Here is a 21,308-nt window from a genome sequence, read left to right on the forward strand (position 1 = left end):
CATCCAAGGAGACTGTGCTGTGACCGGGATCAAGACGACCGGCGAGAAGAAGCTGATGCTCTTCTCCGGCCGCGCCCACCCCGAGCTTGCCGAGGAGGTCGCGCACCAGCTGGGCGTCGGCCTGGTCCCGACCAAGGCCTTCGACTTCGCCAATGGCGAGATCTATGTCCGCTTCCAGGAGTCGGCGCGTGGCGCCGACTGCTTCCTGATGCAGAGCCACACGGCTCCCATCAACAAGTGGGTCATGGAGCAGCTGATCATGATCGACGCGCTGAAGCGCGCGTCGGCCCGCAGCATCACGGTGATCCTGCCGTTCTACGGCTATGCCCGTCAGGACAAGAAGCACCGCGGTCGTGAGCCGATCTCGGCCCGTCTGATCGCGGACCTGATGAAGACGGCCGGTGCCGACCGTCTGCTGACGGTCGACCTCCACACCGACCAGATCCAGGGCTTCTTCGACGGTCCGGTGGACCACCTGTTCGCGCTGCCGATCCTGGCGGACTACGTGGGCGCCAAGGTGGATCGCGACAAGCTGACGGTCGTCTCCCCGGACGCCGGCCGTGTGCGGGTCGCCGACCGCTGGTGCGACCGTCTGGGCGCGCCGCTGGCGATCGTCCACAAGCGTCGTGACAAGGACGTCGCCAACCAGGTGACGGTTCACGAGGTCGTGGGTGACGTCAAGGGCCGCGTGTGTGTGCTCGTCGACGACATGATCGACACGGGTGGCACGATCTGCGCCGCTGCCGACGCGCTGTTCGCGCACGGTGCCGAGGACGTCATCGTGACGGCGACGCACGGTGTGCTGTCGGGTCCGGCCGCGGATCGTCTGAAGAACTCGAAGGTGAGCGAGTTCGTGTTCACGAACACGCTGCCGACGCCGAACGAGCTGGAGCTCGACAAGATCACGGTGCTGTCGATCGCGCCGACGATCGCGCGCGCCGTGCGCGAGGTCTTCGAGGACGGTTCGGTGACGAGCCTCTTCGACGAGCTGGGCTGAGTCGGGCCGAGTGCTGTAACGATCATGCAGTCGCGTCGGTGACGCGGTGATCGATTTCTGAGCGGCCTCCCCCGCCGGGTAGACTCCTGGAGTTGCTCGGCGAGGGAGGCCGCACTGCTGTTCGCAGTGTGCGGCGGTCCGTTATCGACGCGCTCTTCGTAGCAGGCCTGTCGTGGGCCGGGTGACCGTCCACAACAGCTGTTACTCGAGGAGTGCACCATGGCTGAGATCAAGCTCGCCGCCACCGTCCGCACCGACTTCGGCAAGGGCGCCGCCCGCCGTATCCGTCGCGCCGACCAGGTTCCCGCCGTCGTCTACGGCCACGGTGCCGAGCCGGTTCACGTGTCCCTGCCGGGTCACGACCTGATGATGGCCCTGAAGAACCCGGGCGTCGTCCTCTCCCTGGACATCGAGGGCCGCAACGAGGTCGTCGTTCCCAAGCAGGTCCAGCGCGACCCGCTGAAGGGCTTCCTGGAGCACGTCGACCTGCTGGTCGTCAAGGCCTGAATCCCGGCCTGAGTCACGCCCCTCGCGGGTTTTCTTTCCGACCGCCGTCCCGTTCCCTCGCCGGAGCTGGGCGGCGGTTGGCGTATGAAGGAGGTATGCGCATGACGGACGACTCCAGCCCCTGGCTGATCGTGGGCCTCGGCAATCCCGGCCCGGAGTACGCGGGCAACCGCCACAACGTGGGGTTCATGGTCGCGGATCTGCTGGCGGAGCGGATGGGCGGCAAGTTCAAGGCGCACAAGGCGCGGGCGCAGGTCGTCGAGGGCCGGGTCGGTCCGCCGGGGCCGGGGAGCCGCCGGGTGGTGATCGCCAAGCCGATGTCGTTCATGAATTTGTCGGGTGGTCCGACGACGGCGCTGCGCGACTTCTACAAGGTGCCGGTGGAGCGGATCGTCGCGGTGCATGACGAGCTGGACATCGATTTCGGGCAGCTGCGGCTGAAGCTCGGTGGGGGTGACAACGGCCACAACGGTCTGAAGTCCATCACCAAGGCGATGGGGCCGGACTACTGCCGGGTGCGGTTCGGGATCGGCCGGCCGCCGGGGCGGATGCAGGTGGCGGATTTCGTGCTGAAGGACTTCTCGTCCACCGAGCGCAAGGAGCTGGCCTTCGAGGTCGACCGTGCGGCGGACGCGGTGGAGACGCTGATCGTGGACGGTCTGGAGCGGGCGCAGAGCACGTACAACTCGTGACCGGGTGCGCCGGGCGGGCCGGGATCGCGACGATCCCGGCCCGTCCGGCGTTTCCGTACGGGGTCAGCCGTAGGGGGTCAGCCCGTGTTGCGGAGGCCCGCGGCGACGCCGTTGACGGTCAGGAGCAGGGCTCGTGCCAGGAGCGGGTCCGCGTCCTGGCCCTGTTCGGCGGCGCGTCGCTGGCGGTCGAGCAGGGTCACCTGGAGGTAGGAGATCGGGTCCAGGTAGGCGTCGCGGATGTGGAAGGTCTGGCGCAGCACGGGGCTGGCGGCGAGGAGCTCGTCCTCGCCGGTGATGCGCAGGACTTCCCGCACGGTCAGCTCGTGCTCCGCCCGGATGGTGTCGAAGACGTGCTTGAGCTCGTCGGGGACGAGGGTGTCGACGTAGTGCTTGGCGATGCGCAGGTCCGTCTTGGCGAGGGTCATCTCGACGTTGGACAGGAAGTTCTGGAAGAAGTGCCAGTGGGTGTGCATTTCGTCCAGGACGGTGTCCAGGCCGGCTTCGCGGGCGGCCTTGAGGCCGGAGCCGACGCCGAACCAGCCGGGGACGATCTGGCGGGACTGGGTCCAGCCGAAGACCCAGGGGATGGCGCGGAGGCCGTCGAGTCCGGCGCCGGAGTCGGGGCGGCGGGAGGGTCGCGAGCCGAGGTGGAGTTCGGCGAGCTGGTCCACGGGTGTGGAGGCGAAGAAGTACGCCGGCAGGTCCTTGTCCTCGACCAGGCGCCGGTAGGCGGCGTGGGCGGCGTCGGAGACGGTGTCCATGGCCGCGTCCCAGCGGGCGAGGGCCTCGTCGGACTGGCGGGGGGCGGTGTGGAGGGCGGAGGCCTGGAGGGTGGCGGCGACCGTCAGTTCCAGGTTCTCGCGGGCGAGGGCCGGGATCAGGTACTTGTCGGAGATGACCTCGCCCTGTTCGGTGACCTTGATCTCGCCTTCGAGGGTGCCCCAGGGCTGGGCGAGGATCGCGTCGTGGGTGGGGCCGCCGCCGCGGCCGACGGTGCCGCCGCGGCCGTGGAAGAGGCGGAGGCGGACGCCGTAGCGGTGGGCGACGTCGCGGAGGCGCCGCTGGGCGCGGTGGATCTCCCACTGGCTGGTGGTGATGCCGCCGAACTTGGAGGAGTCGGAGTAGCCGAGCATGACTTCCTGGACGTCGCCGCGCAGCGAGACCAGGCGTCGGTAGGAGGGGTCGGCGAGCATTTCGTCGAGGAGGCGGTCGGCTTCCTTGAGCTCGTCGGTGGTCTCCAGGAGGGGGACGATGCCGATCTTCGCCCAGCCGGCGTGGAGGTCGACGAGGCCGGCTTCGCGGGCGAGGACGGCGGCGGCGAAGACGTCGTCGGCGCCCTGGCACATGGAGATGATGTAGGACTCGACGACCTCGGGGCCGAACTTCTCCAGGGCTTCGCGGATGGTGCCGAAGACGCCGAGGGTCTTGGCGCCCGCCGCGTCCAGGGGTGCCGGGCTGGGGGCCAGGGGGCGGCGTGAGCGGAGTTCCTTGGCGAGGAGCTTGCGGCGGTAGTCGCGGGGCATGTCGGCGTAGCGCCAGGATTCCTCGCCGAGGCGGTCGAAGAGCTGGCCGAGGGCGTGGTGGTGGGCGTCGGCGTGTTCGCGGACGTCCATGGTGGCGAGGTGGAGGCCGAATGCCGCGAGGGTGCGGAGGGCTCGTTCCAGGCGGCCGTCGGCGATGAGGCCGCCGCGGTGGACGCGGAGGGAGTCCTGGATGAGCTGGAGGTCGGTGAGGAGGTCGGCGGCGCCGAGGTAGTCGCGGCCTTCCTGGTGGGGGGTGCCCTTGGCGAGGCGCTCCCGGGTGTTGACGAGCTTCTGGCGGACGCAGGTGGCCTTGAGGCGGTAGGGCTCCTCGGCGTTCAGCCGCTTGTAGCGGGGGCTGATCTCGGGGAGTGCTTCGAGGTCGCGCTGGAGGGAGGTGAGGAGTTCCTCGGTGGCGCCGCTGTTGCGGATGGAGTTGGAGAGGGCGCCGCGGAGGGCGTCGACGAGTTCGAGGGCGTCGGTGATGCCGTGTTCGTGCTGCAGTATCAGCACGTCCCAGGTGACCTGGGGGGTGACGTTGGGGTTGCCGTCGCGGTCGCCGCCGATCCAGGTGCCGAAGGTCAGCGGGCGGGTGCCGGCGGGGAGGCCGACGCCGACGCGGTCGAGTTCGGCGGCGAGGTCCTCGAGGACGTCGCCGACGGCGTCGGCGTGGAGTTCGTCGAGGTAGTAGATGGCGTTGCGGGCCTCGTCGGTGGGCTCGGGGCGGGCGACGCGCAGTTCGTCGGTCTGCCAGAGCAGGTCGATGTTCTCGGCGAGGCGGAGGTCGGTGCGGCGCTTGTCGCCGGTGCCGGTGGCGGGGGTGTCGAGGAGTTCGGCGATGCGGCGGAGCTTGTTGAGGACGCTGCGGCGGGCGGCTTCGGTGGGGTGGGCGGTGAAGACGGGGCGCACGCCGAGGTTCTCGACGGTCTGGCGGAGGTGCTCGGGGTCGGCTTCCTTGAGCTGGTCGGCGGTGCGGGCGAGGATCGAGCCCTCGGCGTCGCGCCGGGCGCGCAGTTCGCGGCCGCGGTGGACCTGCTCGGTGACGTTGGCCAGGTGGAAGTAGGTGGAGAAGGCGCGGACGAGCTTGGCGGCGGTCTCCGGGTCGGTGCGGGCCAGGAGTGCGGCGGCGGCCTCGCCGTCCGTGCGGGTCAGTGCCCGTACGCGTTCGACGAGGTCGAGGAGCTCTTCACCCTCCTGGCGGACCAGGGTCTCGCCGAGGAGATCACCGAGGCGGCGGATGTCGGCGCGCAGGGCGGCATTGGTCTGGTCGGCACTGCTCACAGGTGCTGCTCCTTGCAGAGTTTCCGGCACTTCTGGAGGGGTGGCGGACCGCGCTGTCCGACGGCAACAGCATAGGTCGCCGCCCGACGCGCGGTTGCCCGTGGCCCTCTTGCTCACGCGCCCGGCCCTGCCATACTTACGAAGCCGTAGGTTACGGAACCGTAGGAACCGTGACCAAGATCCGACCCCCATGAGGGAACCCATGACTGCAAGCCCCGACGTGCTCGAAGACGCGCCGAAGGCCCAGGAGACCCCGCTCCCCTCCGCCACGCTGGGCGGGGAGCAACGCCGGTCGATCGAGCAGCTCACCCTGCTGCTGTTCATCGTCGTTCCGTTCGTCGCCCTGCTCGCCGCCGTCCCGCTGGCCTGGGGCTGGGGGGTGAGCTGGCTGGACCTGGGCCTGCTCGTGGCCATGTACTACATCGGCTGCCACGGCATCACGATCGGCTACCACCGGTATTTCACCCATGGTGCGTTCAAGGCCAAGCGGCCGCTGCGGATCGCGCTGGCGGTCATGGGCTCGCTGGCGGTCGAGGGCCCGGTGGTCCGCTGGGTCGCGGACCACCGCAAGCACCACAAGTTCTCCGACGCGGAGGGTGACCCGCATTCGCCCTGGCGTTACGGCGAGTCCGTGCCGGCCCTGCTGAAGGGGCTGTGGTGGGCCCATGTGGGCTGGATGTTCGACCAGGAGCAGACGCCGCAGCAGAAGTACGCGCCGGATCTGATCAAGGACCCCGCCGTTCGTGCGGTCTCGCGGCAGTTCGTGCTGTGGACGGTGGTCTCGCTGCTGGTGCCCCCGCTGGTGGGCGGGCTGGTGACGTGGTCGTGGTTCGGCGCGGCGACGGCGTTCTTCTGGGGTTCGCTGGTGCGGGTGGCGCTGCTGCACCATGTGACGTGGTCGATCAATTCGATCTGTCACGCGGTCGGCAAGCGTCCGTTCAAGTCGCGGGACCGTTCGGGGAACGTGTGGTGGCTGGCCGTGCTGTCGTGCGGCGAGTCCTGGCACAACCTCCACCACGCCGATCCGACGTCGGCGCGGCACGGTGTGCTGAGGGGGCAGCTGGACTCCAGCGCCCGTATCATCCGCTGGTTCGAGCGGGCGGGCTGGGCGTACGACGTGCGCTGGCCGAACGCCGCCCGGATCGAGTCCCGGCGGGCGGCCGGGGAGAAACGGGATAAGGAGGATGCCGCGCACGCGGCATGATTGACAGCGTGGCGATCGACAGCAACACCAGTGACAAGGACCTGCCCGCTGCCTCCGGGAGCCGGCGCGGCCGGCCCCGCCGTGTGCGGATGACCGGTGCGGAGCGTCGTGAGCAGCTGCTGGACATCGGTCGCACGCTCTTCGCCGAGCGGGGCTTCGAGGGGACGTCGGTGGAGGAGATCGCGGCGAAGGCCGGGGTCTCCAAGCCGGTGGTCTACGAGCACTTCGGCGGCAAGGAGGGGCTGTACGCGGTGGTCGTGGACCGTGAGATGCGGCGGCTCCTCGACATGGTCACGGGCGCGCTGACGGCGGGCCACCCGAGGGAGCTGCTGGAGCAGGCGGCGTTCGCCCTCCTGGACTACATCGAGAAGTCCACGGACGGCTTCCGGATCCTGGTGCGGGATTCGCCGGTGGCGCAGTCGACGGGTACGTTCGCCTCGCTGATCAGCGATATCGCCACGCAGGTCGAGGACATCCTGGGCCTGGAGTTCAAGGCGCGCGGTTTCGACCCGAAGCTGGCGCCGCTGTACGCGCAGGCGCTGGTGGGCATGGTGGCCCTCACGGGCCAGTGGTGGCTGGACGTCCGCAAGCCGCGGAAGGCGGAGGTGGCGGCGCACCTCGTGAACCTGGCCTGGCACGGGCTGGACGGGCTGGAGCCGAAGCCGCGCCTGGTCGGCCACCGCAAGTCCTGACCCGCCCGGGCCGGGTGGCCCCCGGGGGGACGGCGGGGGTGGTTCGGCACCGCCGGGCTCCCCGGTGGGGGTTGCTCGCCGTCGCGGCGGGGTGGGGTGCCCCTGTCCCGCCCTTTCACCGTTTCCCGGGGCTCCGCCCCGGCCCCCGGGCGGGGGTCTGGGGGCTTGCCCCCAGGAAACAGGAAGGGGCGGGGGCGGGGCTCAGGCCTGCGCCCCCAGCCGCGCCACCACGAAGATCCGCCGGAAGGGGAACACCGTTCCCGCCGGGCCCGCCGGGTAGGCGTCCCGCAGGAGCGCCCCGTACTCCGCGAGGAACGCCTCCGTCGCCGCCGGATCGCCGGCGAGGGCGGTCAGGACCGGCCGAAGCCCCGTGCCGCGGATCCAGTCGAGGACGGGGTCCTCGCCCTGGAGGACGTGGAGGTACGTCGTCTCCCACGCGTCCACCCCGCAGCCGAGCGCCGTCAGCTCCTCCAGGTACGCGGCGGGCGGGTGTACGGCGAGGGTGCGGCGGCCCGCCGCGCCCAGGCGGTCGCGCCAGCGCGGGGACGCGCACAGCTCGCGCAGCAGCGCGTGGCTGGGGGCGTCGCTGTTCCCCGGCACCTGGAAGGCGAACGTGCCGCCGGGCGCGAGGCCGGCCAGCCAGGCCGGGAAGGCCCGTACGTGTTCCGGCACCCACTGGAGCGCGGCGTTGGAGACGATCAGGTCGTAGTGGCCGTGCGGCGGCGTCCAGTCCGTCAGGTCGGCGGGGGCGAAGTCGAGGCTGCCGCCGCCGGGTGTCGGGCCGGCGTGGGCGGCGGCCTCGGCGAGCATGGGGGCGGAGTTGTCGTAGCCGGTGATGTGCGCGTCCGGCCAGCGGTCGGCGAGCAGCGCTGTGACGTTGCCGGCGCCGCAGCCGAGGTCGGCGATGCGGGCGGGGTGGCCCGGCGGGTCGGGCGCCCGGGCGAGCAGTTCGTGGAAGGGCCGGGTCCGGTGTCCGGCGTGGCGGAGGTACTGGCCGGGGTCCCAGTCGGGGATGTGGCGCACCATGCGACCTATCTTGACATCAAGAGACTTCATGTCGACAGACCTACTACACTGATCCCATGGAGGACGAGGTCGATCGGCTGGTCGCGGCGTGGCGCCGAGAGCGCCCCGATCTCGACGTGGAACCACTCGAAGTGCTCAGTCGCGTCTCCAGGCTCGCCCGGCACCTGGACCGGGCACGCAGGATCGCCTTCGCCGAGCACGAGCTCGAGCCCTGGGAGTTCGACGTCCTGACCGCCCTGCGCCGCGCCGGAGACCCGTATCAGCTCTCCCCCGGGCAGCTGCTGACCCAGACCCTGGTCACCTCGGGCACCATGACCAACCGCATCGACCGGCTCGCGAAGAAGGGCCTGGTCCAGCGGGAGCCGGACCCCAGCGACCGGCGCGGGGTGCTCGTCCGGCTCACCGCCGAGGGGCGGGACCGCGCGGATCAGGCGCTCGCCGGGCTGCTCGCCCAGGAGCGCGCGATCCTCGGCGAGCTGTCCACCGCTCAGCGCGCGGAACTCGCGGGCCTGCTACGCCAGTTGACCGCCCCGTTCGACAACGTCCCCGGCTAGGTCCACCGGGCCCACCCCGGCCCGCCGGGCCAGCGCGACGGCGGCCAGGGTGGAGTGCACCCCGAGCTTGCCGAGCACGTTCTGCATATGGGTGCGGACGGTGTGCGGGGAGAGGTAGAGCCGCTCGGCAACGGCCTTGCGGCCCAGCCCGGCCACCATGCAGCGCAGCACCTCGCGCTCGCGCGGAGTCAACGACTCCACCAGCCGCTCGCTCTCGGTGCGGTGCTTGCGCGCGGCCGTCAGCTCGCGCAGTACGCCCGTCAGCAGGGCGGGCGGCAGATGCGTCTCGTCCCGCAGCACGCCCCGTATCACCGACAGCAGGCGTGAGAGCGAGCAGTCCTTGGCCACCCAGCCGCCGGCCCCCGCCTGGAGCGCGGCGGCCGCGCGCCGCGGGTCGTCGCGCTCGGCCAGGACGACCGTCCGCACCCCCGGATGGCCCGAGCGGACCCTCGCCACCAGCGAGATGCCGTCCACCGCGCCCTCGCCCGGCCCCGAGCCGTCCTGGCCCGGGCCCCGCGACTGCGCGGGTACGTGCGCGACGTCCGGGCCCACCGTGCCGAGGTCGGCATCGATCAGCAGCACGTCGAACCGCCGCCCTTCGCCCGCCGCGCGCTCCAGCGCGCGCAGCGCCGCCGGCCCGCTGCCGGCCGCCGAGACGTCCACGTCCTGCTCCGCCGCGAGGGCGGCGGCGAGCGACTCGGCGAAGATGCGGTGGTCGTCGACCACCAATACCCGAATACGTGCCACAACCACCCCCATGTCCCGGTAGGCGGAGGCAGTGCGGGTACGGCGCCCGAACCCGGGGCCGCCACGCGCGCACGGCCGCCGCCGTGCCCTGACAACCACCCCGCCCCGGGCGTCGTACCTGCCTGTCTCGCCCCCTGATCAGCGCCGGCCCCCACCGGCACTGTGCATCAGCGTACGGCCGGGGTCGGGCGACGGAAGCCGATTGGCAAAACTGCTTGACCCGGGTGTTTATCGTGAGCTTTATGTTCAGTATTGAGGCGGTGAACGACTCGGAACGACGTGATGTGGTCCTCGCGCGACTCCGCGCGACCAATACCGAACGTTCGTCCGTCATGCGGGCGTTGCGGGGAACATCCGTCGAGCGCGACGTCCCCGTGGAGGTCTACGCGACCGGCCCGGAGGGTGCCCTGGTCGGCGGGCTCGTCGGGCACGTCCAGTGGGGCTGGCTCCACCTCGACCTCCTCTGGGTGGACGAGCGCCACCGCGGCGCGGGGGTCGGCGGCGCGCTGACGGCACGCGCGGAGAACGTGGCGCGCGAGACCCACGGGGCCGTGGGCAGCCAGGTGGAGACCTGGGACTTCCAGGCGCCGGGCTTCTACCGGAAGGTGGGCTACGCGGAGGTGGCGGCGGTCGAGGACTATCCGCCGGGGATGACGAACCACCTGCTGATCAAGCGGTTCCCGCCCGCGCCCGGGGCCTAGAGCTCGCGACGGGCGCCCTCGCTCGCCGTCGTCGGGAAGACGCGCGGCGCGGCGTGCCCGGCGGTCGCGAAGGCGGTCGTCACGGCGCGTTCGACCGCGTCGGCCGCCGGCTCGTCCGTGAGGACGACGGCCGAGCCGCCGAAGCCGCCGCCCGTCATCCGCGCGCCCAGCGCGCCCGCCCCGGTCGCCGCGGTGACCACCAGGTCCAACTCGGGGCAGGAGACGGCGAAGTCGTCCCGCAGGGAGGCGTGCCCGGCCGTCAGGAGGGGGCCCGCGGCGCGGGGGTCGCCCGCGTCGAGCAGCGCGGCCACGGCCCGTACGCGCTCGTTCTCGGAGACGACGTGCCGCACCAGCGCGCCCGCCCCGGGCACGGCCCGCAACTCCCGCACCGCCGCGTCGAGTTCCCCGTACGGGACGTCACGCAGGGCGCGCACCCCCAGTGCGCGCGCCGCCGCCTCGCATCCCGCGCGCCGCCGGGCGTATTCGCCCTCCCCCAGGTCGTGTTTGACACGCGTGTCGACGACCAACAGGCGCATGCCGTGCGCCGTCAGGTCGAAGGGGAGGTGCCGGCGGGTGAGATCGCGGGTGTCCAGATGGAGCGCGTGGCCGGCCTCGCAGCACGCCGCGGCGGTCTGGTCCATGATCCCGCAGGGGACGCCGGCGAAGGCGTTCTCGGCCCGGCGCGCCAGCCGGGCCAGCTCCGGGCGGGCGAGCCCGAGCCCGTACAGCCCGTCGAGGGCGAGCGCGGTGGCGATCTCCAGGGCGGCGGAGGACGAGAGGCCCGCTCCCACCGGCACCTCGCTCTCCACATGCAGGTCCGCACCCGCCACCGCGTGCCCCGCCTCGCGCAGCGCCCACAGGACGCCCGCCGGGTACGCGGCCCAGCCCCGCACCGTCCCCGGCCGCAGCTCGTCCGGTGTCACGGTCACGACGCCGCCCGGCATGTCCGCCGAGTGCAGCCGCAGCCGTCCGTCGGCGCGGGCGCGGGCCGCCACCCGGGTGCGCAGGGGCAGGGCGAGCGGCATCACGAAGCCGTCGTTGACGTCCGTGTACTCGCCGATGAGGTTGACCCGGCCGGGCGCCGCCCAGACGCCCTCGCAGCCGGTGCCGTACACGGCCCGGAAGGCTGCGGCGGCAGCGGCGGCGGTCACGGGCGCTCCCGGGCCGCGCCGTGCCGTGCGAAGTCCCAGGCGTCCTCGACGATCGCGGCCAGGTCGGGGCGGCGCGGCCGCCAGCCGAGCAGCCGGTGCGCCCGTTCGGCGGAGGCGACGAGCACGGCGGGGTCGCCCGGCCGGCGGGGGCCGGCGGTCTCCGGGACGGGGTGCCCGGTGACCTTGCGGACGGTCTCGACGACCTCGCGGACGGAGAAGCCGCGCCCGTTGCCGAGGTTGCAGATCAGGTGCTCGCCGGGGCGGGCGGCGCCGAGGGCCAGGAGGTGGGCGTCGGCGAGGTCGGCGACGTGGATGTAGTCGCGGACGCACGTGCCGTCGGGGGTCGGGTAGTCCTCGCCGTGGACGGAGACCGCCTCGCGCTCCCCCAGGGCGACCTGGAGGACGAGCGGGATCAGGTGTGACTCGGGCGCGTGCCGCTCGCCGTGCCGCCCGTAGGCGCCCGCCACGTTGAAGTAGCGCAGGGAGACGGCGGCCAGGCCGTGGGCCGCGCACTCCCCGGCGATCATGTGGTCGACGGCGAGTTTGGTGGCGCCGTAGGGGTTGGTGGGGGCGGTGGGGGCGTCCTCGGTGACCGGGACGGCGGCGGGTTCGCCGTAGGTGGCGGCGGTGGAGGAGAAGACGAGGGTACGCACGTCCGCGTCCCGCATGGCGGTGAGCAGTTCGAGGGTGCCGCCGACGTTGTTGCGCCAGTACCGGTCGGGGTGGGTCACCGACTCCCCCACCTGCGAGAACGCGGCGAAGTGGAGGACGGCGTCATGGCCGGCGACCAGCTCGTGGGCCGTCTCGTGCACCCGGCCCTCGATGAAGCGGGCCCCTTCGGGGACGGCGTCGCGGTGGCCGGTGGAGAGGTCGTCCAGGACGGTCACCCGGTGGCCGGCGGCCAGCAGATGCGCGGCCACGACGCTGCCGACATAGCCGGCACCGCCCGTGACCAGGTACGTTCCATCGCCTTCGGGGCTCATGCGCTCGCCACCTCGCGTAGTCGGCCGGCCGCGGCCTCCGGCCGCACGTCGTTGATGAACACGTTCATGCCCGCCTCCGAACCCGCGACGAACTTCAGCTTTCCGGGGGCCCGGCGGCTGGTGAAGAGCTCGAGGTGGAGCGCGAATTCACTCCTGTGGGGGTGCCGGAAGGGCGCCTGGTGCCAGCCGGAGACATAGGGCGTCGGCGGCTGCCCGGGGCCGAAGATCCGGTCGAAGCGCCGCAGGAGCTCCAGATAGACCCGGGGGAACTCCGCGCGGGCCGCGTCGCCGAGGGACGGCAGGTCGGGCACCCGGCGGCGGGGGTGGAGCCGGATCTCGTAGGGCCAGCGGGCGGCGTACGGGACGAAGGCCAGCCAGTGTTCGCCGTCGAGGACGATCCGGCGGCCGTCGGCGAGTTCGTCGGCCACGACGTCGTCGAAGAGGTTCCGGCCGCCCGTGCGCTCGCGGTGGGCGGCGGCGGAGTCGAGCATCCGCCCGGTGCGCGGGGTGACGAAGGGGTAGCCGTAGATCTGGCCGTGGGGGTGGCCGAGGGTGACGCCGATCTCGTGGCCGCGGTTCTCGAAGCAGTAGACCTGTTCGACGGCGGGGTGCAGGGCGAGTTCGGCGGTGCGGTCGGTCCAGGCGGCGAGGACGAGCGCGGCGCGGTCCTCGTCGAGGGCGGCGAAGGAGGCGTCGTGGTCGTCGGTGAAGCAGACGACCTCGCAGCGGCCGCTGTCGCCGGAGAGGGCGGGGAAGCGGTTCTCGAAGACGGCCACCTCGTAGGCGGGGGCGGGGATTTCGGTGGGGCGGCCGTCGCGCGAGGGGCACAGCGGGCAGGAGTCGGCGGCGGGGTGGAGGGGGCGGTCCTGGCGCTGGGCGGCGATGGCGACGCCGTCGCCGACGAGCGGGTCGCGGCGGATCTCGCCTGCCGCGTCCGGGGGTTGGAGCGGGCGCCGGTCGGTGGTGTCGCGCACGGCGTCGTCGCGGGAGTCGAAGTAGAGCAGTTCGCGGCCGTCGGCGAGCCGGGTCGCCGTTTTCTTCATCCGACGTCTCCTCACACACCTTCACACATAACCGCACACAAGGAATCATGACCCGACAGCACGGTCAACAGCGCCCCGGCGACCGAGAGGTGAAGCATGCGCTATTCGGCCGAGAGTCTGCGGCTCCCCGTCAACTGGCTCGACTACGTCATCCTCGCGAGCTACTTCGCCGTGGTCCTGGGCATCGGCGTCGCGGCGCGCCGTTCGGTCCGCACCAGCCTGGACTTCTTCCTCTCCGGCCGGTCCCTGCCCGCCTGGATCACCGGGCTCGCGTTCGTCGCCGCCAACCTCGGTGCCACCGAGATCCTGGGCATGGCCGCCAACGGCGCCCAGTACGGCGTGTACACCGTGCACTGGTACTGGATCGGGGCGATACCGGCCATGGTCTTCCTGGGCCTGGTGATGATGCCGTTCTACTACGGGTCGAGGGTCGGCTCGGTGCCCGAGTTCCTGCTGCGGCGCTTCGGGCCCGCCTCGCATCTGCTCTCCTCGGTGATCTTCGCGGTGTCGTCGGTGCTGATCGCGGGCGTCAACCTCTACGCGCTGGCGCTGGTGCTGCGGGCGCTGCTGGGCTGGCCGCAGGGCGTGGCGATCGTCGTCGCGGGTCTCTTCGTCCTGGCGTACATCACGCTCGGCGGGCTGTCCTCCGCGATCTACAACGAGGTCCTCCAGTTCTTCGTCATCCTGGCGGCGCTGGTGCCGCTGACGGCCGTGGGCCTCGCGCGCGTCGGCGGGCCGGGCGGGCTGTGGGACGCGCTCTCCGCCGAGCGGGGCGAGGACTTCCTCAGCGCCTGGGGCGGTACGGGCATCGGCCACGCCAATCCGCTGGGCGCCAACTGGCTGACCATCGTGCTGGGGCTGGGCTTCGTGATGAGCTTCGGGTACTGGACGACGAACTTCGCCGAGGTGCAGCGGGCGCTGTCCGCGAAGGACCTGGGCGCGGCGCGCCGGACGCCGCTGATCGCGGCGTTCCCCAAGCTGCTGGTCCCGCTGGTGGTGGTCGTGCCGGGGCTGATCGCCCTGGTGCTGGAGCCGTCCCTGGGCCGGGCCGGCGGCGGGCTGAGCTACAACGACGCCATCCCCGTGCTGATGCGCGACCTGCTGCCCAACGGCATGCTGGGCGTCGCGGTGACGGGCCTGCTCGCGGCGTTCATGGCGGGCATGGCCGCCAACGTGTCGTCCTTCAACACGGTCTTCACCAGCGACATCTGGCGGGCCTACGTACGGCCGGGCCGCCCCGACGCGTACTACCTGGCGACCGGCCGCGTGGTGACGGCGCTCGGCGTGTTCGCGGGGATGGGCACGGCGTTCATCGCCTCGTCCTTCTCCAACATCATGAACTATCTGCAGACACTGTTCTCGTTCTTCAACGTGCCGCTCTTCGCGGTCTTCGTCATCGGGATGTTCTGGAGGCGGGCCACGGCCGCTGCGGGCTTCTGGGGGCTGCTGTCGGGCACGGCGGCGGCGATGGTCAACTACTTCTGGCTGTACCGGCGGGGCGTCATCGGCATCCCCACGGACCAGGGCGCCAACTTCGTCTCGTCCATCGTGGCGTTCGCCGTCGCGGCCGTCGTGATGCTCGTGGTCTCGCTCGTCACCGAGCCGAGGCCCGCCGGGGCGCTGACGGGGCTGGTGTACGGGACGGCCGCCGCGCCCGTCGAGGGCGGGACGGCCTGGTACCGCAGGCCCGCGCCGCTCGGCTGGGGCGCGGTGCTCCTGGCCGCCCTCTGCTACGTCCCCTTCTCGCTGTAGGACCCCTCTGTCTGTAGAACCCCTCTGTGCGGAACCCCTCTCGATCGAGGAGAACGCTGTGAAGAGCGCCTTCGACATACGGCGGGTCATCGGCGGCCTGTTCACCGGCTACGGGCTGCTGCTCACCGCCGCCGGGCTGGCCGCCTCCGACGCGGACCTGCGCAAGGCCCAGGGGGTGAACGTCAACCTCTGGGCCGGTCTCGGCATGCTCGCGTTCGGCGGTCTCTTCCTCTGGCTCAGCCGCCGCCCTGCTGACCCGGCACCCCCCGGGGAGGGCCCGGGGGACGGGGAGGGCTGACCGGCGCGGGGGCGCTCGCGGCGCCGCCCGTGGCGCGGTCCAGCAGGCCCGTACGGGCGGCCAGGGCGGCCGCCTCCAGCCGCGAGCCCACCCCGAGCTTCATCAGGACGCGCTGGACGTGGGTGCGGGCGGTGCTGGGCGCTATCCCCATGCCCGCGGCGATCAGCCGGGTGTCCTCGCCCTCGGCGACCCGCACCAGGACCTCGACCTCGCGCGGGGTGAGCAGCTGGAGCAGCCGGGCGCCCTCGTCGTCGGGCTGGGTGGCGGGGTTGAGGAGCTCGGTGAAGGCGCCCTGGAGCAGCTGGGGCTCCACGGCGGCCTCGCCCGCGCGGGCCTTCATCATGGCCCGCTCGACGCCTTCGATGCGTTCGTTGTGGCGGACGTAGCCGGAGGCGCCGGCGGCGAAGGCGGCCGCGATGCCCAGGGGGCTCGGCACGGGGCCGAGCACGACGACGGCGACCTGGGGGCGCTCCCGTTTGATCCGGACGACCGGGTCGAAGGCGCCCGGCTCGGCCGGGGACGCCGTGCCCAGCAGGCACACCTCGGGGGCGCGGCTGATCACCAGGTCGGCCGCGCCGGCGCTGGGCGCGGCCGCGGCCAGTACGCGGTGCCCGCGCAACTTCAGTGCCGAGGCGAGGGCCTCGGCCAGCAGACGATGGTCGTCGACGACCATGAGCCGCACGCCCATTGAGCTTCCCCCCTGTCGCCCGCTGCCGCCCACTGCCGCTCGCGCACGTCTCCCCGGCACCCTCTTGCCCGGGAAGCTACACGCTTGTTCGACGTTCCGCGCCCCTTACCGGTGAGAAGTCCCCCGGAATGCCGAAATCCCTGCCAATCACGTGTACTTCGCGACTGAAACGGATCGTTCAGGCATGCACACGCGGTGGGCAGGGATACGGCTGGAGTGCTCGTCAAGCGATCAGTATCAACTACCGCCGAAAATCATCACCAGATACTGCTTCCCGAAACTCACGGAGCTGGGCTTGTTGGCGAAACTGCCGCCCAAGTAGAGGCGTCCCTGGGACCAGAGGGTCGGCTGGATGGTCGGCGAGAGCATGCGCTCGCTCTGCGCCGACGCGGCCGGATTCTTCAGCAGGACATCGGTCTTGAACGACTTCGGATCGATCCGGACCACCTGGCCGCCGGCCTTGTAGGTCGGGTCCTGGTAACCGATGGGGTAGCCGTCCTTGTCGACGCCCAGCGGGGTCAGCGTGGATCCCGGGAGGCCCTCGGCCTTGCCCCGGGACTGGCCGGTGGCCAGGTCGAAGCCGACGATCTCGTTGACGCGGCCGACCTGCTGGGCGTTGCCGCTGGAGTGCTCCTCGGAGGGCAGGAAGAGGGTGTCCTTGGTGACGGCGAGCTTGGTGCAGCCCTCGACGTTCGTCGAGGGGCACTTCGGCGTGAATCCGCCGTTGCCCGTGGAGATCTTGGAGCGCAGCTTGCCGTCGGTGGCGCTGTCGTCGATCGCCAGGAAGTCGGAGGCGCCGCTGCCCTTGTCCCCTCCGGCGTCGACCGCGATGACCAGCGGGTCGGTGGACGCGATGTGCACCCACTGGAGGCCGGCGGGGGCCTTGTAGACGGACTTGGGCGCGCCCGAGGCCGGGTCGAGGGTCTGCACCTGCATCTGGGGGCGCGCGTAGTCGCCACAGCGGCGGACCGCGACGAGCTTGGAGCCGCCGCCGTAGCCGTCGTCCCGGCAGTCGTCGCCCGGCTTGGGCTTCCACAGCTCCTTGCCGCCGTCCAGCGACCAGGCGGCGCCGCCCGCCGTGCCGCCCGCGGCGACGGTGCCGCCGCCGATGGTGACCTCGCTGAAACGGAGGTCCTGGTCGCCGCTCTTGGCGGACTTCTGCCAGAGCTTCTTCCCGTTGTTCAGGTCGAGGGCGACGACCTGGGTGCACTGGGCGGCGGGGGACTTGTCGGCCTTGACGACCAGCGCGGTCTTGCCGTCGGCCGTCGTCTGCTGGGACGGCCAGCAGATCTCGCCGTCGAGCGGGACCTCCCACTGCTTGCCGCCGGAGAGGCCATAGCCGACGATCTTGTAGACGTCGGCCTTGGCGAAGACCTTGTCCGTCGCCCACATGCCCTTGACGCTGATGAGGTCGTCGGCCTTGGGCTGGTCGACGGTGAAGAGCAGCTTGCCGTCGACGGTCTTGGGGGCCTTGCCGCCGCCCTGGGCCTGGCCGCCCTGGGTGCCGGCGCCGGAATTGGCCTCGGTCTTCTTGCCGTCGTCACCGCCGCCGCCCTTGGTGGCGAACCAGATGCCGCCGCCGGCGACGACCAGGACCGCGGCCACCGCGCCGGCGATGATCGCCATCCGCTTCTTGGGGCCGTTGCCGCCCGGGGCGCCGGTGGGCGCGCCGGCGGGGAACTGGGCGGTGGGCCCGTATCCGCCGTACTGCGGCTGCGGCTGACCGGGAACGCCAGGGGCGCCGGGCGCACCGGGGGCGCCGGGGTAGCCGTAACCGCCGGGGGCGGCGGGCGGCGGGGCCTGCGGGGCCGCGCCCGGGGCGGGCGGGACCGCGGGGGCACCCGGCGGGGGGTTCTGGGGGGCGCCCGGCGGCAGGACCGCGGGCGTGCTCAGCATGGTGGGCGGCGGGGCCTGGGGCGGGGTCTGCGGGGCCGCGCCCGGCTGGGGCGGCTGCGGCGGCTGCTGGGGCGCGCCGGCGGGCGGGGGCACGGGCGGGCTGACCATGGTGGGCGGCGGGGCCTGCGGGGCGGCGCCCGGGGGCGGGCCCTGCGGCGGCTGCGGGGCGCCGAAGCCGCCCCGGGGGTCCTGGGGTGCGCCGAAGCCGCCGCCTGGCGGTCCCTGCGGTGGCTGGGGGGGCTGCGGCGGCTGTGACATCAGCTTTCCTCTTTACGCGCGACCGGGGCTTCCTGCACCGCATGAATCCCGCCAGTGTGCGGCAGGCGAGCGGGTGTTCTTTGTACCACCCGGCGCGGACACCCCAAGGGCCGATCTCGGATGTATCCACCACCTGAGACCGGCCCGTGACGAGACTGTTGCGCCTGACGGCGCCTTACGGCCTCAGGCGTCCTCGGCGAGTTCGAGCCAGCGCATCTCCAGCTCGTCGCGCTCGTCGGCCAGTTCCCGCAGCTCGGCGTCGAGCTTGGCCACGGCTTCGAAGTCCGTCGCCTGCTCGGCGATCCTCGCGTGGAGCTTGGCCTCCTGATCGCTGATGCGGTCCAGGCGGCGCTCGATCTTCTGGAGCTCCTTCTTCGCCGCGCGGGCGTCGGCGGCGGGCTTGGCCTTGACGGCGGCGGGCGCGGCAGGGGCGGCCGGCGCGGCGGCCTCGATGACGCGCTGACGGCGCTCCAGGTACTCGTCGAGGCCGCGCGGCAGCATCCGCAGCGCCCGGTCGCCGAGCAGCGCGTAGACGCGGTCCGTGGTGCGCTCGACGAAGTACCGGTCGTGGCTGATGACGACCATCGAGCCGGGCCAGCCGTCGAGGAGGTCCTCGAGCTGGGTGAGGGTCTCGATGTCGAGGTCGTTGGTGGGCTCGTCGAGGAAGAGGACGTTGGGCTCGTCCATCAGCAGCCGCAGGATCTGCAGGCGGCGGCGCTCACCGCCGGAGAGGTCGCCGACGGGCGTCCACTGCTTCTCCTTGGTGAAGCCGAACTTCTCGCAGAGCTGTCCGGCGGTCATCTCCCGGCCCTTGCCGAGGTCGACGCGGTCGCGGATCTGCTGGACGGCCTCCAGGACGCGCTTCGCCGGGTCGAGTTCGGCGACCTCCTGGGAGAGGTAGGCGAGCTTCACGGTCTTGCCGACGACGACCTTGCCGGCCGCCGGCTGCTTCTCGCCCTCGGTGCGGGCGGCCTCGGCGAGGGTGCGCAGCAGCGAGGTCTTGCCGGCGCCGTTGACGCCGACGAGGCCGACGCGGTCGCCGGGGCCCAGCTGCCAGGTGAGGTGCTCGATGAGCGACTTGGAGCCGGCCTGGACGGTGACGTCCTCGAGGTCGAAGACGGTCCTGCCCAGCCGGGAGCTGGCGAACTTCATCAGCTCGGACGTGTCGCGCGGCGGCGGCACGTCGGCGATGAGCTCGTTGGCGGCCTCGATGCGGAAGCGGGGCTTGCTGGTGCGGGCGGGGGCGCCGCGGCGCAGCCAGGCGAGCTCCTTGCGCATCAGGTTCTGCCGCTTGGTCTCCTCGGTGGCGGCGATCCGCTCCCGCTCGGCGCGGGCGAAGACGTAGTCGCTGTAACCGCCCTCGTACTCGTGGACGGTGCCGCGCTGGACGTCCCACATGCGGGTGCAGACCTGGTCGAGGAACCAGCGGTCGTGGGTGACGCACACCAGGGCCGAGCGGCGGGCCTGGAGGTGGCCGGCCAGCCAGGAGATGCCCTCGACGTCGAGGTGGTTGGTGGGCTCGTCCAGGACGATGAGGTCCTGCTCGGAGATGAGCAGCTTGGCCAGCGCGATACGGCGGCGCTCGCCGCCGGAGAGCGGGCCGATGACGGTGTCGAGGCCCTGCGGGAAGGCGGGCAGGTCGAGGCCGCCGAACAGGCCGGTGAGCACGTCGCGGATCTTGGCGTTGCCGGCCCACTCGTGGTCGGCCATGTCACCGAGGACCTCGTGCCGCACGGTCGCGGCCGGGTCGAGGGAGTCGTGCTGGGTGAGGACGCCCATGCGCACGTGGCCGGCGTGGGTGACGCGGCCCTTGTCGGCGTCCTCCAGCTTGGCGAGGATGCGGATGAGCGTGGTCTTGCCGTCGCCGTTGCGGCCGACGACGCCGATCCGGTCGCCCTCGTTCACCCCGAGGGAGATGCCGTCGAGCAGCGCACGCGTGCCGTACACCTTGTCGACGGCTTCCAGATTGACCAGGTTGGCTGCCATGCCGCTGCCGCTCCTTGTTCGATGGGACTGCCTCCAGGATCCCACGGTCGGCCGGAGCCCCCGACCGGGCCCGGGACGGCGCCGCGGACGGCACTCGGCCCGGTCCGCCGCGCGGAAAGATCGCTGGTAGATTCCACCCGGTCCGCGCCGGTATCCGGCGTTTCCGTCCGGCCAGAAAGACACAGAGTGAGCCTTATATCGGAGGCCGTTCCTCAGGCCGGTTCGGCTCCACGCCCTCGGACGACGGCCTCGCGGACACGGCTGGAATCGCTCACCGGTCTGCGGTGGTTCGCGGCGCTGCTCATCTTCTGTTACCACTTTTCCTACGAGCAGTACGGCGCCGGTACCGCGAAACACCTGCGCGCGCTGAAGGACGTCACCTTCGCCGGCCCTTCGGCGGTCTCCTTCTTCTTCATCCTCTCGGGCTTCGTGCTCGCCTGGTCGGCGCGGCCCGGCGACCCGGCCCCCGGTTTCTGGCGGCGGCGTTTCGCCCGCGTCTACCCCAGCCACCTGGTGACCTTCGGCATCGCGGCGCTGATGCTGGTCTGGATGGGGAAGAGGCTGGAGACCGGCCCGGCGCTGAGCAATCTCACCCTGACCCAGTCCTGGGTACCCAACGACGAGGACCGTTGGTTCGCCTACAACGGCGTCTCCTGGTCGCTCTGCTGCGAGTTCTTCTTCTACCTGTGCTTCCCGCTGCTGATCTCCTTGATGCGCAGGCTCCCGCTCGCGGGCCTGTGGGCCGTGGTCGGTCTCGGGAACCTCTTCGTCCTGCTGCACCCCTTCACCACGGGCTTCTTCCTGCGGACGGCGGGCTGGGACCCGAAGTTCACGATGTACATGTTCCCGCCCGTGCGGCTGGCCGAATTCGTCATCGGTATCGCGCTCGCCCTGCTGGTGAGGAAGGGCGCCTGGCGCGGCCCGGGCCTGGTGGCGAGTGTCGCGCTGTCCGTGGGAGCAGTCTTCGCCCTGGCGCACCTCGTGCCGGAGAGATTCCACTGGGTCGCCGTCACGGTGGTGCCCTTCACCCTCACCGTCGCGGCGGCGGCGCGCGCGGACGTACGGGGCGAGGAATCCCCGTTCCGGAACCGGGTCGTGGTGTACCTCGGCGAGGTTTCCTTCGCCTTCTATCTCCTGCACGAAATGGTCATTTTCAGCACGAGCCATTTCCTGCGGCTGCACCACATGACGATCCCGCTGGCCGTGCACGCCGCCGTGGTCATGGCGGTCTCACTGGGCGGTGCCGTCCTCCTGCACGAGTACGTGGAGAAGCCGTGCGTGAAGTGGCTGGGCCCCCGGGCGGAACGGATCCGTCGCTCAGCCCGATGAGTC

18 protein-coding genes and 1 pseudogene are annotated in these 21,308 nt (G+C 71.9%); 10 read left to right on the forward strand and 9 right to left on the reverse strand.

The window, feature by feature from the left end:
* Positions 1-19: 19 nt before the first annotated feature.
* The 3 genes and pseudogenes from ACX9I7_RS10690 (at position 20) to pth (ending at position 2,196) form a co-directional block, all read left to right on the forward strand.
* Positions 20-997, forward strand: coding sequence for a ribose-phosphate diphosphokinase (locus ACX9I7_RS10690; RefSeq protein ID WP_229356662.1), 978 nt, complete (start codon positions 20-22; stop codon positions 995-997).
* A gap of 219 nt (positions 998-1,216) precedes the next feature.
* Positions 1,217-1,498, forward strand: a pseudogene (locus tag ACX9I7_RS10695) (50S ribosomal protein L25); the annotation flags it as partial.
* A 107-nt stretch (positions 1,499-1,605) separates the two neighbouring features.
* The gene (gene pth / locus ACX9I7_RS10700) at positions 1,606-2,196 is read left to right on the forward strand and encodes an aminoacyl-tRNA hydrolase (protein WP_126914516.1); all 591 of its coding nucleotides are present in this window, start codon (positions 1,606-1,608) and stop codon (positions 2,194-2,196) included.
* 77 nt (positions 2,197-2,273) lie between these two features.
* Here pth and ppc read toward each other — a convergent pair whose 3' ends face one another.
* A complete protein-coding gene (ppc, locus tag ACX9I7_RS10705) occupies positions 2,274-4,997 on the reverse strand; it encodes a phosphoenolpyruvate carboxylase (protein WP_387568643.1) in 2,724 nt (907 codons plus the stop codon).
* A 202-nt stretch (positions 4,998-5,199) separates the two neighbouring features.
* Between ppc and ACX9I7_RS10710 the strand changes: the two genes are divergently transcribed.
* Both ACX9I7_RS10710 and ACX9I7_RS10715 read left to right on the forward strand, forming a co-directional pair.
* On the forward strand, positions 5,200-6,201 hold the full coding sequence (locus ACX9I7_RS10710) for an acyl-CoA desaturase (protein ID WP_387568645.1): 1,002 nt from the start codon (positions 5,200-5,202) through the stop codon (positions 6,199-6,201).
* Positions 6,198-6,893, forward strand: a complete 696-nt coding sequence (locus tag ACX9I7_RS10715) for a TetR/AcrR family transcriptional regulator (protein WP_126914518.1) — start codon at positions 6,198-6,200, stop codon at positions 6,891-6,893. The genes ACX9I7_RS10710 and ACX9I7_RS10715 overlap by 4 nt, the downstream gene beginning before the upstream one ends.
* Positions 6,894-7,094: 201 nt before the next feature.
* Here ACX9I7_RS10715 and ACX9I7_RS10720 read toward each other — a convergent pair whose 3' ends face one another.
* Positions 7,095-7,919 (reverse strand): trans-aconitate 2-methyltransferase, encoded by an 825-nt coding sequence (locus ACX9I7_RS10720; protein WP_459387149.1) that lies wholly within the window; start codon positions 7,917-7,919, stop codon positions 7,095-7,097.
* 56 nt (positions 7,920-7,975) lie between these two features.
* Between ACX9I7_RS10720 and ACX9I7_RS10725 the strand changes: the two genes are divergently transcribed.
* Positions 7,976-8,473 carry a MarR family winged helix-turn-helix transcriptional regulator gene (locus ACX9I7_RS10725; protein ID WP_386732024.1) on the forward strand — a complete coding sequence of 166 codons (498 nt, stop codon included), beginning with the start codon at positions 7,976-7,978 and terminating at the stop codon, positions 8,471-8,473.
* Here the strand turns inward: ACX9I7_RS10725 and ACX9I7_RS10730 are convergent.
* On the reverse strand, positions 8,432-9,220 hold the full coding sequence (locus ACX9I7_RS10730; RefSeq protein WP_229354716.1) for a helix-turn-helix transcriptional regulator: 789 nt from the start codon (positions 9,218-9,220) through the stop codon (positions 8,432-8,434). The genes ACX9I7_RS10725 and ACX9I7_RS10730 overlap by 42 nt on opposite strands.
* A 242-nt stretch (positions 9,221-9,462) precedes the next feature.
* On the opposite strand from ACX9I7_RS10730, the gene ACX9I7_RS10735 reads away from it, so the two are divergent.
* A complete protein-coding gene (locus ACX9I7_RS10735; protein WP_387568653.1) occupies positions 9,463-9,921 on the forward strand; it encodes a GNAT family N-acetyltransferase in 459 nt (152 codons plus the stop codon).
* Here ACX9I7_RS10735 and galK read toward each other — a convergent pair.
* The 3 genes from galK to galT are packed head-to-tail and all read right to left on the reverse strand — an operon-like array spanning position 9,918 to position 13,098.
* A complete protein-coding gene (gene galK, locus ACX9I7_RS10740) occupies positions 9,918-11,072 on the reverse strand; it encodes a galactokinase (protein WP_459387150.1) in 1,155 nt (384 codons plus the stop codon). The two genes, ACX9I7_RS10735 and galK, sit on opposite strands and share 4 nt — an antisense overlap.
* The gene (gene galE, locus ACX9I7_RS10745) at positions 11,069-12,055 is read right to left on the reverse strand and encodes a UDP-glucose 4-epimerase GalE (protein ID WP_459387151.1); all 987 of its coding nucleotides are present in this window, start codon (positions 12,053-12,055) and stop codon (positions 11,069-11,071) included. Before galE ends, galK begins: the two co-directional genes overlap by 4 nt.
* Positions 12,052-13,098 (reverse strand): galactose-1-phosphate uridylyltransferase, encoded by a 1,047-nt coding sequence (gene galT / locus ACX9I7_RS10750; protein WP_387568662.1) that lies wholly within the window; start codon positions 13,096-13,098, stop codon positions 12,052-12,054. The genes galE and galT overlap by 4 nt, the downstream gene beginning before the upstream one ends.
* Positions 13,099-13,194: 96 nt before the next feature.
* Here galT and ACX9I7_RS10755 point away from each other — a divergent pair, with 96 nt between their 5' ends.
* Together ACX9I7_RS10755 and ACX9I7_RS10760 are read left to right on the forward strand one after the other, a co-directional pair.
* Positions 13,195-14,850: a sodium:solute symporter family protein gene (locus ACX9I7_RS10755; protein ID WP_358634662.1), complete on the forward strand. Its 1,656-nt coding sequence runs from the start codon at positions 13,195-13,197 to the stop codon at positions 14,848-14,850.
* Between the two features lie 43 nt (positions 14,851-14,893).
* Complete coding sequence (locus ACX9I7_RS10760; RefSeq protein ID WP_387569368.1) at positions 14,894-15,148, forward strand: hypothetical protein; 255 nt, start codon at positions 14,894-14,896, stop codon at positions 15,146-15,148.
* On the opposite strand, the gene ACX9I7_RS10765 is transcribed toward ACX9I7_RS10760, so the two are convergent.
* From ACX9I7_RS10765 to ACX9I7_RS10775, 3 genes are all read right to left on the reverse strand, one after another.
* On the reverse strand, positions 15,087-15,836 hold the full coding sequence (locus tag ACX9I7_RS10765; RefSeq protein ID WP_189454469.1) for a response regulator transcription factor: 750 nt from the start codon (positions 15,834-15,836) through the stop codon (positions 15,087-15,089). The two genes, ACX9I7_RS10760 and ACX9I7_RS10765, sit on opposite strands and share 62 nt — an antisense overlap.
* A 237-nt stretch (positions 15,837-16,073) precedes the next feature.
* Complete coding sequence (locus tag ACX9I7_RS10770; protein WP_459387152.1) at positions 16,074-17,990, reverse strand: outer membrane protein assembly factor BamB family protein; 1,917 nt, start codon at positions 17,988-17,990, stop codon at positions 16,074-16,076.
* Between the two features lie 183 nt (positions 17,991-18,173).
* Complete coding sequence (locus ACX9I7_RS10775; RefSeq protein ID WP_459387153.1) at positions 18,174-19,976, reverse strand: ABC-F family ATP-binding cassette domain-containing protein; 1,803 nt, start codon at positions 19,974-19,976, stop codon at positions 18,174-18,176.
* A gap of 186 nt (positions 19,977-20,162) precedes the next feature.
* Here ACX9I7_RS10775 and ACX9I7_RS10780 point away from each other — a divergent pair, with 186 nt between their 5' ends.
* A complete protein-coding gene (locus ACX9I7_RS10780; protein ID WP_459387154.1) occupies positions 20,163-21,305 on the forward strand; it encodes an acyltransferase family protein in 1,143 nt (380 codons plus the stop codon).
* The last annotated feature ends 3 nt before the right edge of the window (positions 21,306-21,308 follow it).

It is taken from the genome of Streptomyces sp. L500, assembly GCF_054551825.1.

Bases quoted from the DNA above. Each gene is read 5' to 3' on its own strand.
- ACX9I7_RS10710 (WP_387568645.1), top strand. From the start codon at position 5,200: ATGACTGCAAGCCCCGACGTGCTCGAAGACGCGCCGAAGGCCCAGGAG.
- galT (WP_387568662.1), bottom strand. From the start codon at position 13,098: ATGAAGAAAACGGCGACCCGGCTCGCCGACGGCCGCGAACTGCTCTAC.
- ACX9I7_RS10770 (WP_459387152.1), bottom strand. From the start codon at position 17,990: ATGTCACAGCCGCCGCAGCCCCCCCAGCCACCGCAGGGACCGCCAGGC.
- ACX9I7_RS10725 (WP_386732024.1), top strand. From the start codon at position 7,976: ATGGAGGACGAGGTCGATCGGCTGGTCGCGGCGTGGCGCCGAGAGCGC.
- ACX9I7_RS10715 (WP_126914518.1), top strand. From the start codon at position 6,198: ATGATTGACAGCGTGGCGATCGACAGCAACACCAGTGACAAGGACCTG.
- ACX9I7_RS10775 (WP_459387153.1), bottom strand. From the start codon at position 19,976: ATGGCAGCCAACCTGGTCAATCTGGAAGCCGTCGACAAGGTGTACGGC.
- ACX9I7_RS10720 (WP_459387149.1), bottom strand. From the start codon at position 7,919: ATGGTGCGCCACATCCCCGACTGGGACCCCGGCCAGTACCTCCGCCAC.
- ACX9I7_RS10755 (WP_358634662.1), top strand. From the start codon at position 13,195: ATGCGCTATTCGGCCGAGAGTCTGCGGCTCCCCGTCAACTGGCTCGAC.
- ACX9I7_RS10765 (WP_189454469.1), bottom strand. From the start codon at position 15,836: ATGGGCGTGCGGCTCATGGTCGTCGACGACCATCGTCTGCTGGCCGAG.
- ACX9I7_RS10735 (WP_387568653.1), top strand. From the start codon at position 9,463: ATGTTCAGTATTGAGGCGGTGAACGACTCGGAACGACGTGATGTGGTC.
- pth (WP_126914516.1), top strand. From the start codon at position 1,606: ATGACGGACGACTCCAGCCCCTGGCTGATCGTGGGCCTCGGCAATCCC.
- galE (WP_459387151.1), bottom strand. From the start codon at position 12,055: ATGAGCCCCGAAGGCGATGGAACGTACCTGGTCACGGGCGGTGCCGGC.